The following is a 17,561-nucleotide window of genomic DNA, read 5'->3' as shown; positions in this document are numbered from 1 at the left end:
GTTATGCCTAATAAAAAGATCACATTTATAGATTTTGCCAAGGGGTTTTCAATTTTTACCATTGTCATGATGCACTACTTCCAACGAGTACCCCTACCCGGTTGGTTGGCCAAGGCGGTACCCTTAGGGGGCACAGGTATCCATGTCTTTATATTACTTTCAGGTTTTGGGCTCGCTTTGGGTCAATACCGGGGTTGGCAACACTTTTTGCGACGACGTGCAACCAAAATACTACTCCCTTATTATTTCTTTGTCACCTTACTTTTCATCATCAACTTTTTTGTAACTGTACACCCCAAAATGGACTGGTATGCCTACCTGGGCACACTATTTTTTGTGCAATTGGTTGACTTAGAGATTTTTTATGTATTTGGTATTCAGTTCTGGTTCATTAGCACCATTTTACAACTCTACCTATTGTTTCCTTTGTTACGCAATGTTCTCGAAAAATTAGGCAATGTTCGTTTTTTGATCATTTGCCTAGGCATCTCTCTGGTCTATTTTGGCATTTTGTACCTCAGTCCCCAACCTGAGCATAAACTATGGAGCAGGTTTTTTCCAATGTATTTATGGGAGTTTGCCTTGGGCATGGTGCTTGCCCGGCGTTTCCAAACCAATCAATTTGAATTTTGGCGCTTGCCTGCCGGCAGATGGGTCATTGGATTTATGGCAGGTTTTGGAACAATGGCTTTACTTACCTTTTCCCTGGGAGGCTTGGGCATCATTATCAACGACATTCCGGCAATGGTAGGGTACCTGTCTATCACCGTGTTGCTCTACCAGGCATGTCAGACATTTGCCCCTTTTGTTGAACAAATGATGCTATTTATTGGCAAATATTCTTATCCGCTTTACCTTGTACATATTGCTGTACTTCAATTATTTTTATACATACAACCACCCACTCCCCAGGTATTTTTCAGTATAGCAGGTTTGTTTATTTACTTGTTGCTGGCAGTTGGGCTTTCGCTGATATATGACAAGGCGTACCAGTGGGTGTATCACAGGTTATCGGTAAGGCAAGCAATGCCTGCCACAAAAAATTAAATTTATCCACCACCAAACTACTTCACTCGTGCAGTGCATTGAATAATTTATGGATCAGGAAAAACACCCTTTGATAAGTATTGTAACGCTTAACTACAACCAAGCCGAAATCACCTGCGACTTGCTCAGTTCGTTGCGGGCAATAAGCTACCCCAATATAGAAATACTGGTGGTAGACAACGCCTCTAAAGATCAACCAGAGCAACTCATCACGAGTCGTTATCCGGAGGTGAAGTTTATTAAAAACCAAGAAAACTTAGGCTTTGCCGGAGGAAACAATGTGGCTATCAGGCAGGCAAAGGGCAAATATGTATTATTGCTCAACAACGACACCGAAGTAGCCCCTGACTTTTTGGAGCCCATGGTGGCTTGTATGGAGCAAGATGCTAAAATTGGCGTTTGCAGCCCTAAAATAAGGTTTCACGAAACCCAGGTACATATCCAATATGCTGGCTCTACAGCTATAGACCCTATGCGAGTGGCAAGTTATGCCATTGGCTATGGCGAAGAAGACAAAGGGCAGTATGACCAGACAGGCGGACAAACCCACCTCGCCCACGGAGCCGCTATGATGGTGTCGCAAGAAGCCATTGCCAAAGCCGGGCTTATGGAAGATTCGTTTTTCTTGTATTATGAAGAGCTAGACTGGTGCGAGCAAATCAAAAAAGCAGGTTTTGCGATTCATTTTGTGCCCCAATCACTCGTATTGCATAAAGAATCTATGAGTGTGGGTAAGAATAGCCCTTTGCAGTTGTATTATAAAACCCGTAACCGTATATTCTTTGCCCGTAGAAACTTAAGGGGCTTTCAGTTGTTCATGGCACTCACTTATTTGGTTATGCTGGTAACTCCAGTACGTTTGGGCAAGTATTTGCTCAAAGGCAATTTCAAAAATTTTAAAATATACCTGAAAGCTGTCTGCTGGAACAGTATTTTGTTTAAACGTTTTTCTTCGTTTCGTAAATAGATGAATTGCGGGCAGTGTATATTGCCCGATGGCTGAGCTTTGAATAAATTGATGAAACCTACCGACACTTCTCCATTTAAAACCCGCTACTCCCAAAACCTTAGGTTGATGCTGGCGTTGATCGCTACTTTGCCTGTGGCGTTTGTAGTAGCTAAAGGCGGCATGCTTGCCGGGTTGGGCTTGATCGGTTTACCATTTGTATTTTTTTACCTTTACCTATTGTTCACTTACCCCATCATTGGTATTTACTCTTATGTGGTGGCAGGGTTTGGAGTAAGTGGTATTTTGCGGTATGTATCTGGGCTGCCCTTGGGCTTATCAGTCGATGGCATCCTTATTATTACCTGGGTAGCAGTAGCAGTGCACAAAACCGAAGAATATGACTTTCAGATCCTTAAAAATGGGTTGGTCATTGCTTTTGCCATCTGGATGGGGTACAACCTCTTACAGCTGTTTAACCCTGAAGCCCGCAGCCGGGTCGCGTGGTTTTATGCCATGCGTGGGGTGGCACTTTACCCCTTGCTAAGTGCTCCATTGGTAATGCTGCTTGTGCGGTCCCCACGCGAGGTAGACATTTTCTTTATTCTTTGGTTTGGCTTATCTATTTGTGGGGCACTCAACGGAATCAAACAACAACATTTTGGAGTAGACCGATTTGAACAAGCTTGGTTAGACGCTGGCGCTGGTACTCAACACTTGTTGTTTGGCAAATTGCGGGTATTTTCATTCTACAGCGATGCCGGGCAGTTTGGGGTATCGCAGGGGCACGCGCTGGTAGCTGCCGGGGTAATGGCTCTGAGAAAAGGAATCAGCCTTCCCCGAAAAGCATTTTATGCCATTACTGCAGTGCTGTGCTTATATGGCATGATGATATCAGGTACAAGGGGGGCTCTTGCAGTACCAGGCATTGGCTTTTTTATGTACTTTGTCATGAGCAAAAACTTTAAGATAGTAGTACTAGGCATTATTATAGGCATTGGGGCTTTTTCTGTGCTAAAGTTTACTTCTATAGGGCAAGGTATTTATGCCATTAACCGGATGCGTACCGCGCTCGACCCCAACGACCCCTCGCTACAGGTAAGGCTTGCCAATCAGCGAAAACTGTCGAACTATTTGGCTTCACGCCCTTTTGGAGGAGGAGTGGGTTCGGCGGGCAACTGGGGGCTACGCTTTAGTCCAGGGAGTTTTTTGGCAGAAACTCCTACCGATAGCTGGTATGTAAAAATATGGGCAGAAGAAGGCATCGTAGGGCTTTGGCTACACCTGATTATTTTATTTTATATAGCCGGGCATTCGGGTTATTATATTTGGTATATGGAAGACTCGGAGCTGCGGCAAAAAATGATGGCAATATGGGGTGGCCTGTGGGGAATTTATCTGGCAAGTTATGGCAACGGAGTACTGGGGCAGATTCCTACAGGTAGTTTGCTCAATGTAGGTATGGCAATTATGTTTTTAACTCCACATTTAAGCCCACAAGCAAAAACAAATGATTAACTTTGCCCCCGTTCATTTTCCTGTTTCGTTTGTAAATTTCTTGCAAAACAGGTCATATAATATAAGTGGTGATACCTGATAGTATATATCTAAATGTCTGCTACATTTAAACACGCACTTAAATAAAAGCCAATGCTGGAGTCCTGTAAACCGAAGCTCCATTATTCAAATAAAACTATGATTATTCTAACAACCATCATGTATGTGATACTCGGTTATTTTACTGTTTCGGTAAGCTACTACGGCTTATTTTGCATTGCCAGCTTGTTTTTCAAACCAACCAAACGCTCTTTTGGGGCAATGGACAAGGTAAAAAAATCAAGTGTTGTAATTTTACTGCCAGTTTACAAAGAAGATGACGTGATTGTGGAATCGGTAAAAAAAGCACTGAAACAACGTTACCCTAAAGAACTGTACACCATTGCAGTAATTGCAGATCATTTGCAACCCCAAACCCTCGAAGATCTGAGACAATTGCCTGTACAACTGATAGAGGTGCACTTTGAAAAAAGTACCAAAGCTAAGTCGCTTAACTTGGCTTTTGACCACCTCGGCGAATACGATTTGGCTGTAGTACTCGACTGTGATAACCACATAGAAGAAGATTTTTTACTCAAGGCTAATTATGCGTATGTGCAAGAAGGACACTTGGTTATTCAAGCACACCGTACCGCCAAAAACCAAGAAAACCATTTGGCACAATTAGACGGCATCAGCGAAGAACTCAACAATGCCATGTTTCGTACCGGACACCAGGTATTGGGCTTGCCTGCCGCGCTCATTGGCTCAGGCATGGTGATGGACTTTAACCTATACCGCGAACACATGCGCGCGATTGATACTATTGATGGGTTTGACAAAGAACTTGAATTGAGTTTAATCAAGGATCAGTCATTGCCGCACAACAAGATACATTATTTAGACGATGCCTTGGTGTATGATGCCAAAATGTCGGACAATGAGGTGTTCAGAAAACAACGTACGCGTTGGATTTTGGCACAAATAAAGTACGCATTAAAAAATGCTGCCGATGGGTGGGTACAACTCTTTAAAGGAAACTTTGCTTATTTTGAAAAGGTTCTTCAGTTTTGGTTGCCTCCCCGCTTGATACTCTTGGGGAGTCTGGCAGCGTTGGTATGCATCAGTCCTTGGTTTGGGCTCCAATATTTTACTTATACTGTGGGGCTTTTTGTAGCTTTAGCATTGTTTTTGGTGGTTGCTTTACCTCGTCGACTTAGGACCTATCAAACACTGTATGCTTTAAAAAAATTACCCGTTACCTTTTTGCTTATGTGCAGGGCATTGCCTGGCTTTCGCAAAATTTTTGAATCGTTTTTACCGACATCTCACCGATATTTTCGAAAAAAATAACATAAAGTAAGGCTTTTTGACTGAAAAAATCACACTACGAACATTAAAGTAATTCTTAATCACCGAATAATTAGTATAAAAAATGTGGATTCTAACTATTTTTATTTCCTTCATACTTGGTTACCTCACCCTTTCGGTGAGTTACTATGGCTTATTTTGTGTGGCCAGTTTGTTTTTCAAAACAACCAAGTACACTATCGAAGAACTTGAAGCAGTAAAAAAATCAAGCTTTGTAATATTACTGCCTGCCTACAAAGAAGATGGGGTGATTGTAGACACGGTACAAAATGTACTCAAACAAAATTACCCCAAAGAACTATACACCATTGCAGTGCTTGCCGATCAGCTCCAGCCCGAAACTCTGGAGGCACTTCACCAATTGCCGGTACAGGTAATAGAGGTTAAATTTGAAAAAAGTACCAAAGCCAAGTCACTCAACTTTGCTTTTCAGCACTTGAAAGAACACGACATAGCCGTAATATTAGATGCTGATAATCACATAGAAGCCGACTTTTTGCTCAAATCTAACCTTGCCTACGTGCAAGGAGGGCACCGTATTATTCAGGCACACCGCACCGCCAAAAACCAAGAGAACGACATGGCACAGTTAGACGCCATCAGCGAAGAGCTCAACAACTCTATGTTTCGTACCGGGCACCAGGTATTGGGCTTGCCTGCTGCGCTCATTGGCTCTGGAATGGTGATGGACTTTAACATTTACCGTGAACACATGCAGGCAATTGATGCCATTGGCGGGTTTGACAAGGAACTGGAACTGAGCCTGATCAAGGACAAGACTTTGCCTCATAACAAAATATATTACCTCAATGATGCCATGGTATACGACGAAAAAGTCTCAGACGCCAAGGTATTTGGCAGACAACGTACTCGCTGGATATCGGCACAAATAAAGTATGGGGTAAAAGGAGCACCAAGTGGGTTGGTACAGCTATTGAAAGGCAACTTTGCTTACTTTGACAAAGTACTTCAGTTTTGGTTACCCCCTCGCTTGCTCTTATTGGGTGGGTTGGGCTTGCTTACTTGCCTGAGCCCTTTGCTTGGTTTGCCCTACTTTATTTACACTGCAGGGCTTTTTGCCTCGCTTATTTTGTTTTTGACCCTCGCTTTGCCTCGTAAGTTTAGAACCTATAAGACACTGTATGCTTTCCGCAAGTTGCCTTTGACCTTTTTCTCTATGCTTAAGGCATTGTTCAACTTTCGTAAAGGTTTCAAATCGTTTTTACCAACTCCTCACCAACATTCGCAAAAAAAGTAAGCAGAAAAACTCATGGATACATTAAAAAAAGATACGAACTCACCCACCAACCCTGTTCCACAGGCACGCCCCATGAAAATAGGCATAGAAGCCCAAAGGGTTTTTCGTCCACATAAGCACGGCATGGACATAGTGGCGCTGGAGCTCATCCGTCATTTGCAAAAAATAGATCAATACAACGAATATTTTGTTTTTGTAAAACCCGATGCCGACCCTTGCCTTCAAAGTCAGGACAATTTTACGGTGATAGAAGTAAACGCCAAAACTTACCTCGATTGGGAACAACTTTCACTGCCCAAAGCCATCAAAAAATCAGGCATTGAACTCATGCACTTTACCAGTAATACCGCCTCTTTGAGATGCCCGGTACCCACAGTAATTACGCTGCATGATGTTATTTTTCTGGAAAAAAGGCGCGCTCAAGGTACACTCTACCAAAAACTAGGGCATGTGTATCGGCGCTGGAACGTGCCCAGAGCGGTGCGTAAAGCCGAAAAGATACTGACTGTATCGAACTACGAAAAAACCCAGATTACGAACAAACTCCCCCGCATTAAAGACAAAGTAGTAGTGGCGCATAATGGGGTAGCCGCCAAGTTTAAAAAACTAGACCAACACCAGGAATTGATGAAGGGTTTACAACCCAAAAGTTTTGTTTTTTATTTGGGAAACCAAGCCCCCAAAAAAAATATGGGCAATGCTTTGCGTGGCTATGCTCAATACGCTCAAAGTGTAGCTTCTCCCTTACCTTTGGTCATAGCCGAAACCAGCGAAGAGCAGCTGGCCGATTGGCTCAGCTCATTGAATTTGCCTCAGCTTACCCAACATATTTTGCTGACTGGATATATTCCCAATGCCAATATCACTTTATGGTACAATCAAGCAAAGGTGTTTTTGTACCCATCACTGCGCGAAAGTTTTGGTTTACCCATCCTGGAAGCTATGGCTTGTGGTACTCCTGTGATCACGTCTAACACTTCGGCTATGCCAGAAGTAGCCAATGGTTGTGGGCTATTGGTTGACCCACACCAACCCGACGAGATAGCCCAAGCTATAGGACAGCTTGCGAGTGATGAAGCCCTGGAACAATCGCTGATAGAAAAAGGGCTGGAAAACGTAAAAAACTTTACCTGGGAGGCCCATGCCCAAACCTCACTGGACGTTTATCGCGAGATTGTCCTCAAAGAAACTAGCAATTAATTCAACCTTATTTATCTGATGCAAAACTTTCTGATCATATTATTTTGGCTGGGCATTGCCCTGGTAGTGTATACTTATGTAGGCTATGGGGTGGTGATAGGCGTTTTGGTAAAACTCAAAAATGCGCTCAAGCCAGAGGCACCTTTGCCCCCACTGACTGATTTTCCGACGGTGGCGTTTGTCATTGCCGCTTACAACGAAGAAGACTACATTCGCGACAAGGTGGCCAACTCGCTAAAACTGGATTACCCTGCCGACAAACTCGATATTATTTTTGTAACGGATGGGTCAAGCGACCAAACGCCTCATATTTTGCGCGAATATGAAGCTCAGGGCATTAGGGTGCTACACGAAGATGCCCGTCGTGGAAAGATTCATGCCATGCACCGCGCCATGGGTTTTGTAGAAGCCGATATTGCCATTTTTTCGGATGCCAACACTGATCTCAACCCCGAAGCCTTACAAGAGATTGTAAAACACTACCAAAATCCTAAAGTGGGCGCAGTAGCAGGTGAAAAACGCATCAAGGTGTTAGAAAAAGACGCCGCCAACGGTGCCGGAGAGGGCATTTACTGGAAGTATGAGTCATGGCTCAAAAAAATGGATTCGGCTTTTTATTCGGTAGTAGGTGCCGCAGGCGAACTTTTTTCGGTACGTACCAAGCTCTACGAACAAGTACCTGCCAACGCCCTTCTGGATGATTTTATGCTCTCGATGCGCATTGCCCAAAAGGGCTACCGAGTAAAATACGAACCACAAGCTCAAGCCTGGGAAACCCCTTCAAGCTCGGTGAAAGAAGAGTTTAAACGAAAAATCAGAATTTGCGCAGGAGGCATTCAGTCTATTTTATGGTTGCTGCCCCTGCTCAATATTTTCAAATACGGTTGGCTAAGCTTCCAATACGTATCGCATCGGGTATTGCGCTGGACGCTTACGCCATTGTCGTTGTTGGCGGTATTTACCCTCAATGTATGGCTTGCCCTGTTTCAATTGCCTTTTTATCAGGTAATGCTAGGACTACAGGTACTGTTTTACCTCACGGCGTTGCTGGGTTGGTGGCTGCAAACCAAAAAGATTAAGCTCAAAGCCTTGTTTGTTCCTTATTATTTTGTGGTGATGAACCTATCAGTGTTTTTAGGCTTTTTTCGCTTCATCAAAGGACAACAAAGTGTAGCCTGGGAAAAGGCAGCACGGAGGAAGGAATAGACAGTTACAAGCTTTCACTGGCACACGTCGTCCTCGCGTGTGTCCAGTTTAACAAATTCAAAAAAAAATATCCCTCCGCGAAGGTCTTACCGCAGGGTGACCTGAGCAATGATCAACCAAAAACTTGAAAAAAGACTTGAGTACAAGCTTTTGGGGTCGCAAGTATTGGTCTAGCTAAAGCCTTAAGACCAATACAGGGAAGTTGTTTTTTGGATTGGCTCAAATTCTACCTCCCGCGAAGGCCTTACCGCAGGGTGACCTGAGCAATGATCAACCAAAAACTTGAAAAAAGACTTGAGTACAAGCTTTTGGGGTCGCAAGTATTGGTCGGGCTAAAGCCTTAAGACCAATACAGAGAAGTTGTTTTTTGGATTGGCTCAAATTCTACCTCCCGCGAAGGTCTTACCGCAGGGTGACCTGAGCTATGCGAACCCCAAGCTTTGAAAAACAACTTGTGTATGAGTTTTGGGCTGGGTATTGGTCTGGCTGAAGCCTTAAGACCAATACAGAGAAGTTGTTTTTTGGATTGGCTCAAATTCTACCTCCCGCGAAGGTCTTACCGCAGGGTGACCTGAGCAATGATCAACCAAAAACTTGAAAAAAGACTTGTAGATAAGATTTAGTATTGGTCGGGCTAAAGCCTTAAGACCAATACAGGGAAGTTGTTTTTTGGATTGGATTGGCTCATGCCTCCCACGAAGGTCTTGCCGCAGGGTGACCTGAGCAATTATCAACCAAAAGCTTGAAAAAAGACTTGAGTACAAGCTTTTGGGGTCGCAAGTATTGGTCTGGCTAAAGCCTGAAGACCAATACGAGGAGGTTGTTTTTAGGATTGAATTGTCTTCAAAAACCTACCTCCCCCGCGAAGGTCTTACCGCAGGGTGACCTGAGCTATGCGAACCCCAAGCTTTGAAAAACAACTTGTGTATGAGTTTTGGGTTGGGTATTGGTCTGGCTGAAGCCTTAAGACCAATACAGGGAAGTTGTTTTTTGGATTGGATTGCTTGCGATAGGGCAACCACAAGGGATTGCCTCTACACTTTAACCCTTACTTTTGATTATGACAATTGCTTTTTAGATTGAATTGGCTTAAATAACAAGAAACATCGCTTCGCGAACCATTTAAACAATAAAGCAATTCTAAAAAAATATGTTTGAAACCACCGCTCAAGGTTTAGCCGACCATTGGCATGCAGTAGCTTTTGCCCAAGACCTGAAAAAAAAACAATCGTTCAAAACCAAGCTTTATGGAATCCCTTTATTGCTTTGGCGCGATACCCAAGCACAAGTATTTGCCGTGGCAGATGTTTGTGCTCACAAACGGGCTCCATTGGCGATAACTTGTTTTAAGCAAAACACCCTTACCTGTCCTTATCACGGCTGGCAGTACAAGCAAGACGGGCGGGTTTGCCATATTCCCAGCTCGCCCGATATAGACCTAAGCAAACTCAACGCCTCACTGCATACTTTGCCAATACGCCAAGCCAACGGCTTGCTCTGGGTTTATTTGGGCAAGGGTACACCTCCCTCCAAGTTACCGCTGTCGCTGGCAGACCCAACCAAAGGCTGGCAACATGTTCAGCTAAAAAAACAATTTGATACCAGTGAAGAATTGCTCATTGAAAACTTTATGGATGCCACCCACACCCCTTTTATCCACCGGGGCATTATCAGGGGGCACGGGGCACCTACTCAGCATCAGGTACAACTAAAAGTAGCCTCTCACCAACTATTGGCAAGTTATGCTGAAACCACCGAAAAAATAGGCGTGGCACTACAGCTTATTCTGGGCAAAAACCTGCGCATCAAGCACAGCGATGCCTTTTTATTGCCCAACCTGGTAAAGGTTGATTATGCCATCAACGACGTTCCTCGGTTTATGGCGGTGATTGCCTGCAACCCCATTACCGAAGGCAAAACGGAGGCTTTGGTAAGGCTTTCATTTCGTTTTGGTAAGCTCAACTTCCTGGTCAAGCGAGCTTTACCTTGGCTTGCCCGCAAAGTACTGGCACAAGACTTTGACATCACCCAACAACAATTTGCCAATCAAAAAATATTTGCCCAACAAAAGGATAAATCTATAGATGGTGATATGATGTACCACAAGATGCGTCTGATCAGGCGGGCAGCCCAACAACGCCAAGCTATGACACCTTCAGAAAGCAATTTTAAACTATTTTTATAATGGCAAACCGTTTTTTTACCAAAATTAACTATTCGGCAAGCAACGAAGACAGCGAATCGGAGCGGCAAGCCCTACAGCTGACCTCTAATGACACCGTACTTTGCATTAGTGGCAGTGGAGCAAGATCGCTCGACTTGCTGGTAGATACCCCTAAAAAAATAGTGAGTATTGACTTTAACCCCGCCCAAAACTACCTACTGGAGCTCAAGCTTGCTGCTTACCATACTTTTGACTATAAGGCTTTCGCCCGATTTATTGGTTTGCAGCCTTGCGGCAAAAGAGCGGCTACTTACCCAGCGCTTGCTCCTTTGTTATCGGCGCAAGCCCAGGCATTTTGGGCAAAACATCCCAAATATATCAGAAACGGAGTGCTCTATTGTGGTACTTGGGAGCGATTGCTCAGGAGTATGCTACGGCTGGCAAGTCCCCGCAAAAAACTGATTGAGCAATTAATGACTGCTCCCTCGCTGGAGGCGCAACGTAATATTTGGACAAAAAAATGGGATAACCTGGTGTGGCGGTTTTACCTGAGGTTCATCTCTCACCAGTTTTTATGGAAATATGTGGTGCGTGAACCCGGAGCAAGGCTCATTCCGGCTGGTTTTAACGTGTATGACTATATGCAAGCCCGCCTCGACCACATGGGCAACAACTTTGACCTAAAAACCAACCATTACGCCCACTTAATGCTGCGGGGCAAGTATTCGCCACCCTGCATTTTGCCCCACCACTTGCGCCCCGAAAACTTTGATTTGATCAAGAAAAATATTGATAGAGTAGAAGTAGTCACTGCTTCATTGACCGACTACTTAGCCGAAAGCCCTTACCAATTCAATGCCTTTTCACTCTCCGACTTTTCGTCGTATGCCCCACCTGTAGTATACCAACAAATATGGCAAGGGGTGGCAAAGGCTGCGGCACCTCATGCGCGTTTTTGCGAGCGGCAGTTTTTAGTCAAGAGGCGCCCCGAAATGCATTGTCCTGCACTAAAACGTAATACTTGGCTAGAAAAAAAACTGAATGAGGAGGACGAGGCTTATATTTACACTTTTTGTGTGGGGGTATTTTAGTCAACGGTCGATAGTCCACCGTGGCTATGCCAAGTGTGAAACGATGGAGTTAAATAGTTTGTAAATTCATCATCGACTGATCACCGAGCCTCTGGCGAGTTCAACAAATTTGACTAAAATCACTGCATAGTATTGTATATTAAACATTAAAACAAAAGCGTAAGCTAAAGACTAATAGCTTTAGGCTGTAGAAGCTACCGACTATTAACTAAAAAAAATGAAAATACTACTTACTGGTGCTACAGGTTTTTTGGGATTTCGTACCCTCGAAGTGCTCGTTCAATTGCCTGAAGTAAGTCAGGTGATAGCCACAGGGCGCACCCTCAAGCCCAGCCATACTGTAGAGCACCCCAAAGTGCGCTATGTTTTGGGAGATTTAACTCACCAGGAGTTTGTACAAAGCATAGCGGCACAAGCCGAGTATATTGTGCACGCAGCCGCCCTTTCGTCGCCGTGGGGCAGTTACGCCAGCTTTGAGGCAGCCAATCTCATTACCCAACAACATTTGATAAAAGCCGCCCTAGAACACCGCATCAAACGCTTTGTCTTTATCTCTACTCCCTCGATGTATTTCACGGGCAACGATCGGTTCGACATTAAAGAAAGCGACCCACTGCCCCGCCAAATGGTGAATGCCTACAGCCAAACCAAACGACTTGCTGAGGTTGAACTAGAGCAATCGGGCATTGCTTACGTAACCTTGCGCCCCCGTGCCTTGATAGGCAGAGGCGATACGGTGATTATGCCACGCATCATCAGGGCACAACAAGAAGGCAGGCTTAAAGTGATAGGAAATGGCAAAAATATAGTAGATTTGACTTCGGTGGCCAATGTGGCAGATGCTATCGTACTGGCGTTGACTACTCAAACAGGGCTCAACGAAACTTATAACATTACGAACGGCGAACCCGTAAAACTTTGGGAGAAAATAGCAATGGTACTACAGCTGCTGGGCAAAGAAGTGCCCACTGCCCAAGTACCGTATTGGGTGGTATGGGCAGCTGCGGGGGCAATGGAACTTTCGGCAAAACTGACGGGAGGCAAAGAACCTGTCCTTACTAAATACGGAGTGGGGGTACTTGCCAAGTCTATGACTATGAACATATCGAAGGCACAAAAGCTATTGGGCTACAGCCCCAAAGTAAGCACCGACGAGGCAATTAGGGAGTTTGTGGAGTGGTTTGTTTAATTACGAATTACGAGTTTTTCAATTACGAATGAGCGCAAAGCGACGCTAAAGGCTAAAAGCTCAATACAAATAGTTAAACAATTACGAACCGACCGGAGGGAGCTCTGCTTTAGCTAATTACGAGTTTTTCAATTACGAATGAGCGCAAAGCGACGCTAAAGGCTAAAAGCTCAATACAAATAGTTAAACAATTACGAACCGACCGGAGGGAGCTCTGCTTTAGCTAATTACGAGTTTTTCAATTACGAATGAGCGCAGCTAAAACTATTGGCTACTGACTTCTAACAAATTCGCAAATATGATAATCAAAGGCTAAAATACAGAGATCAAAAAAAGCTAAAGGCTAAAAGCTCTCTACAAACAGTTAAACAAAAGCTAAAGGCTAAAGTTACACCAAGATCAAAAAAGGCTAAAAGCTCCCTACAAACAGCCAAACAAAAGCTAAAGGCTAAAAGCTTTAGAAGCTCCCAACTACTAACGACCAACTAAAGATGAAAAAAGTAAAACTATACCTCAACTATGCCGGATATTGCGTAGCAAAAGAAAGCGAAGTAATACAAGGTGGCAAAAGCGAAAATGTGCAGTTCAACGCTCTATGGGGGCTGATAGAACACCCCGACAAGGGCTGGATTTTGTATGATACAGGTTACACCCGCAGGTTTCACCAAGCCACGGGCTGGTTTCCTAACAAGATATACGCTTTGCTAAGCCCAGTGGTGATCAGAGAACAAGACGAGGTAAAAGCCCAGCTCCAGCAGGCAGGCATTGCCCCTGAAGACATTAAACACATCATTATTACTCATTTTCATGCCGACCATGTGGGCGGGCTGAAAGATTTTCCGAATGCTACTTTTTACGCTTCGCGCCAAGCGCTCGACTATACCTTGAGTTTATCGGCATGGACTGCTTTTAGCAAAGGGGTACTCAAAGATTTGTTGCCCAAAAACCTGAAGCAACGCACAGTATTGATTGACGAAACCTGCGAGAAAATGACTGACCCTATTTTTGGGCATAAGTACGACTTGTTTGGCGACGATAGCCTGTATATTTATGAGCTACCAGGACACGCTGCCGGGCAGATTGGGGTGATGTTAGAAACCAAACAAAGACCTTATTTTTTGGTGGCAGACGCTTGCTGGATCAAACGCTCTTACGAGGAGGTCATTCCTCCCAACCCTATAGTAGTGTTGTTTTTTCACTCGTGGTTCGATTTTAAACGCACCTTACAAAAAATGCACGATTACCACGTGGCAAACCCCCAGACTTTGTTGGTTCCTACGCACTGTGCAGCCACTACCGATGCTTTGGTGCAAGATAAGTTAGCGATGAATGTTCTTTAAACTCCAGATTTTATGGCGCTTGGTGCAGCTCCGTTGGCGCAAACCCCGCACGACAAAAGCAAAACAAAGGCTACAGCAAAAGTTATGGAAACGGTTGCAAAAAAAGGTGTTGTGCCACTCAGGTTTTTATCGCGAAAGCGCCCAAAACAAACAACCACTGGCAGCTTATCCTTTGATGAACAAAGCCCGGTTTATGGCAAACTTCAACGCCATCAATACCCACGGAATAGAGGTACAAGAGGCCTATAATGTGGCACTCAAAGCCGAACAATCGCGCGACTTTTCGCCTATGTTGGGCAAGGTTACCGTGGGGCTGTCGTCAGGCACCAGTGGCAACCGGGGCATTTTTCTTGCTGCCCAGGCAGAGCGGGCTTTTTGGGTGGCTGCCGTGCTTGATCGGGTCATTGGGGTAGCTCTCAAAAAACGCAAGGTCGCCTTTTTTTTGCGTGCCAACAGCAACTTGTACGACTCGATAAAGTCGCGGGTGCTACAGTTTGAGTTTTTTGATTTGTATGACAATTTGCCCCAACACCTGGCCCGGCTCAACGCCCTCAAGCCTCATATATTGGTGGCGCAACCCAGTATGCTGCTAGAGCTTGCCCAAGCATTAGAGGCGGGTACCTTGCACATTGCCCCTACCAAGGTAATTGCGGTGGCGGAAGTACTCTCTCCCGAAGACAGGGTTCAACTAGAACGAGTCTTTGGGCAAACCATCCATCAAGTATATCAATGTACTGAGGGGTTTCTTGCCAGTAGTTGCAGCGAGGGCGTATTGCATTTTCACGAAGATTTTCTCATTATTGAAAAAAAATACCTCGATGAGTCACGCTTGCGGTTTCATCCTGTAATTACTGACTTGCTGCGTTCGTCGCAACCTGTAGTACGCTACGAGCTCAATGACATTATTATAGAAGAAAAAGCTTGCCCTTGTGGGCAACCTACCCTTGCCATCGCCCAAATAGAAGGGCGTGCCGATGATGTGTTACATTTTGTCGATACCACAGGGAATACTGTAAAAATTTACCCTGATTTTTTGCGTCGGGCCATCATTTTTTCCGATGAAGCTATTCAAGATTATACGCTTGCTCAAACCGATCTTCAACGCTTAGAACTGTACATAAAAGGCCAAGAAAAAAGTTTTTGTCAAGCCCGGCAGGGTATACTAGACTTGCTCAATAAACACCACATTGCTGGGGTAAACATTGTGCAAGTCCAACACAAACACCACGAAAAGGGGGGTAAATTAAGAAGAATTAAGCAGGCATTCAATGAGCAAAACGACCAAAACTAAACCTATCAGAATAGTAGCAATGGGCAAGTATTTGCCACAAGCGATGAGTTCGGAGGCTTTAGAAAAAAAACACAGCTTGCCCGCTGGCTGGGCAATGAAATATTCGGGGGTGCAAAACCGCCATGTGGCAAGTCAAGAGTCTAATGGCTGGATGGGTGCACGGGCGGCAGAAGAAGCTTTGCAAAAGGCCGGAATGACTTTGCACGACATAGATATGCTCATTTCGGGTGGGGGCACCTACGACTATCCCATTCCTAACCAAGCCAGTGTGATAAAAGCAGAAATGAAGGACGGTAACGCTTGCCACACCCCCGCTATAGACATTGACAGTACTTGCTTGAGTTTTGTCACTGCACTTGATTTTGCCGCCAAAATACTAGACGGAAAAGCCTATAAAAACATACTCATTGTAAGTAGCGAGATTGCCTCTAAGGGCATCAATCCTACCAACTGGGAAACCCTGACCCTGTTTGGCGATGGGGCAGCAGCGACGGTGGTGAGCTACGCCCCTGAACAAGCCTCTTGCTATATCAAGGGAATGCAACGCACTTATTCTGAAGGGGTGTATCATACCTTGATTGAAGGAGGGGGCAATCGTAAGTTTTTCAAAGACTACCCGTACGACCCTGAGCTACATTCGTTCCAAATGAAGGGCAAACAATTGCTCAAACTTACCAAACGTCTGTTGCCTGATTTTATGGAGGTTTTTTTTGCCGACACAGACTATGCCCTTGCTACAGTAGACGCTATAGTGCCTCATCAGGCGTCTAAACTGGGGGCGGCACTCTTCCAACGCTTATTTGACTTTGCTTCTGGGCAGGTAAAAACTACCTTGGCACACTATGGCAATTGTATTGCGGCTTCTATTCCGCTTACGCTCATGGCAGCTATAGACGAGGGTAGCATTCAACGGGGCGATATTTGTTTATTGGCGGGTACTTCGGCGGGCTTTGCCATTGGTGGGGTGTTGTTGAGGTATTGAGGCAGAACCTTGCTGTTTTAAGTGTTCCGAAGGACACTTGAAACTTATAGAAGTCTCCAGATTTCTCTGCGAATGCAGCCTTAACTTCAACCAAAAGCCGTTTTTATAATTTTCACGCAGACACCATTTGCTGCGCAAACAAGTCTGGAGACCTATATTCATTAAATAATTTCAAGTCTCCTGAAAGAAGACTTAAAAGAGCCAAGGGTTTTACCATCCTTCTTTTAACTTGAGCTTTTAGATGGGAAAAAGTTTGTAATTTTGTGGAAAAAACAAGCGGTACAAGTTATCAATATAATTATTAATCCAAATGCTAGACTTTCTAAATCACATTAAAACACAAAGCGAAGAACAGCTAAGAGCTGAGTTAAAAGAGCTATACTCTAGTTTTGAAGTAGTAAGAGGCTACTATGCCATCAAGCTTAAGCCTGATATACTTGACCAAAAACTGTTAGACAAATACACCACCCAAATTACTCAAGCTATCTACCCCAATGAAAGAATGCAAGGGGGATTAAACCTAGACAAAGTAAAGCATATTATTGAACAATTGAGTAGCGATACAACTGTAAAGTATTATATAGAAGTAGCCTTGCATGCCATAGAAGAGTGTACCGGTATGGCAAATGAATATGGGGGTGACTTTGGCGATGATTTTTATATTTACTTTGAGGAACTATTTGGTGACGTGATTCAAATGATTGTTCAGCACAACTTACAGAATGACTATAGAGCGCGGCTTATAGATGTCAAAAACTCAGCTACTGAGGCTTATGGGCATTACGACCAACTCAATGATGTGTATGCGCAATACATAGGGGAATAAAACTTACTCTGGTGCAAGCTTAGCATCAGAGTAGCTTGTACCTCTCATTGCATAAGCAAAATACCGCACCCCTCTGCTTTGAGTGTTCCAACGGGTCACTTAATGCTTTTTGAT

At 44.3% G+C, this 17,561-nt stretch carries 14 protein-coding genes; all 14 read left to right on the top strand.

What is annotated here, in order from left to right; all coding sequences use genetic code 11:
• Positions 1 to 3 precede the first annotated feature (3 nt).
• Positions 4 to 1,047, top strand: a complete 1,044-nt coding sequence (locus M23134_RS23825) for an acyltransferase family protein (RefSeq protein WP_002700327.1) — start codon at positions 4 to 6, stop codon at positions 1,045 to 1,047.
• Positions 1,048 to 1,096: 49 nt separating this feature from the next.
• The gene (locus M23134_RS23820; protein ID WP_002700325.1) at positions 1,097 to 2,014 is read left to right on the top strand and encodes a glycosyltransferase family 2 protein; all 918 of its coding nucleotides are present in this window, start codon (positions 1,097 to 1,099) and stop codon (positions 2,012 to 2,014) included.
• Positions 2,015 to 2,065: 51 nt separating this feature from the next.
• On the top strand, positions 2,066 to 3,511 hold the full coding sequence (locus tag M23134_RS23815; protein ID WP_002700323.1) for an O-antigen ligase family protein: 1,446 nt from the start codon (positions 2,066 to 2,068) through the stop codon (positions 3,509 to 3,511).
• A gap of 177 nt (positions 3,512 to 3,688) precedes the next feature.
• Entirely contained in the window at positions 3,689 to 4,882 is a 1,194-nt protein-coding gene (locus tag M23134_RS23810) for a glycosyltransferase (RefSeq protein ID WP_157558620.1), read from the top strand.
• An 82-nt stretch (positions 4,883 to 4,964) separates the two neighbouring features.
• Positions 4,965 to 6,158: a glycosyltransferase gene (locus tag M23134_RS23805; protein ID WP_002700319.1), complete on the top strand. Its 1,194-nt coding sequence runs from the start codon at positions 4,965 to 4,967 to the stop codon at positions 6,156 to 6,158.
• Between the two features lie 12 nt (positions 6,159 to 6,170).
• The gene (locus M23134_RS23800) at positions 6,171 to 7,358 is read left to right on the top strand and encodes a glycosyltransferase family 4 protein (RefSeq protein ID WP_002700316.1); all 1,188 of its coding nucleotides are present in this window, start codon (positions 6,171 to 6,173) and stop codon (positions 7,356 to 7,358) included.
• A gap of 18 nt (positions 7,359 to 7,376) precedes the next feature.
• Positions 7,377 to 8,564, top strand: a complete 1,188-nt coding sequence (locus M23134_RS23795) for a glycosyltransferase family 2 protein (protein WP_002700315.1) — start codon at positions 7,377 to 7,379, stop codon at positions 8,562 to 8,564.
• 1,150 nt (positions 8,565 to 9,714) lie between these two features.
• Complete coding sequence (locus M23134_RS23790) at positions 9,715 to 10,749, top strand: Rieske 2Fe-2S domain-containing protein (RefSeq protein ID WP_002700311.1); 1,035 nt, start codon at positions 9,715 to 9,717, stop codon at positions 10,747 to 10,749.
• Positions 10,749 to 11,819, top strand: coding sequence for a DUF3419 family protein (locus M23134_RS23785; RefSeq protein ID WP_002700310.1), 1,071 nt, complete (start codon positions 10,749 to 10,751; stop codon positions 11,817 to 11,819). Before M23134_RS23790 ends, M23134_RS23785 begins: the two co-directional genes overlap by 1 nt.
• Positions 11,820 to 12,036: 217 nt before the next feature.
• Entirely contained in the window at positions 12,037 to 13,008 is a 972-nt protein-coding gene (locus M23134_RS23780; protein ID WP_002700309.1) for an NAD-dependent epimerase/dehydratase family protein, read from the top strand.
• Positions 13,009 to 13,499: 491 nt separating this feature from the next.
• Positions 13,500 to 14,348 carry an MBL fold metallo-hydrolase gene (locus M23134_RS23775; RefSeq protein ID WP_002700308.1) on the top strand — a complete coding sequence of 283 codons (849 nt, stop codon included), beginning with the start codon at positions 13,500 to 13,502 and terminating at the stop codon, positions 14,346 to 14,348.
• A complete protein-coding gene (locus tag M23134_RS23770; RefSeq protein ID WP_002700307.1) occupies positions 14,338 to 15,639 on the top strand; it encodes a F390 synthetase-related protein in 1,302 nt (433 codons plus the stop codon). Before M23134_RS23775 ends, M23134_RS23770 begins: the two co-directional genes overlap by 11 nt.
• A complete protein-coding gene (locus tag M23134_RS23765; RefSeq protein ID WP_002700306.1) occupies positions 15,617 to 16,621 on the top strand; it encodes a 3-oxoacyl-[acyl-carrier-protein] synthase III C-terminal domain-containing protein in 1,005 nt (334 codons plus the stop codon). Before M23134_RS23770 ends, M23134_RS23765 begins: the two co-directional genes overlap by 23 nt.
• Before the next feature lie 310 nt (positions 16,622 to 16,931).
• Positions 16,932 to 17,447 (top strand): DUF6155 family protein, encoded by a 516-nt coding sequence (locus M23134_RS23760; RefSeq protein ID WP_002700305.1) that lies wholly within the window; start codon positions 16,932 to 16,934, stop codon positions 17,445 to 17,447.
• The last annotated feature ends 114 nt before the right edge of the window (positions 17,448 to 17,561 follow it).

This window comes from Microscilla marina ATCC 23134, from assembly GCF_000169175.1.
In the GTDB taxonomy this organism is placed as follows: domain Bacteria; phylum Bacteroidota; class Bacteroidia; order Cytophagales; family Microscillaceae; genus Microscilla; species Microscilla marina.
The sequence above is the reverse complement of the archived record's forward strand: the minus strand, read 5'-3'. Positions and strand labels throughout refer to the sequence as shown.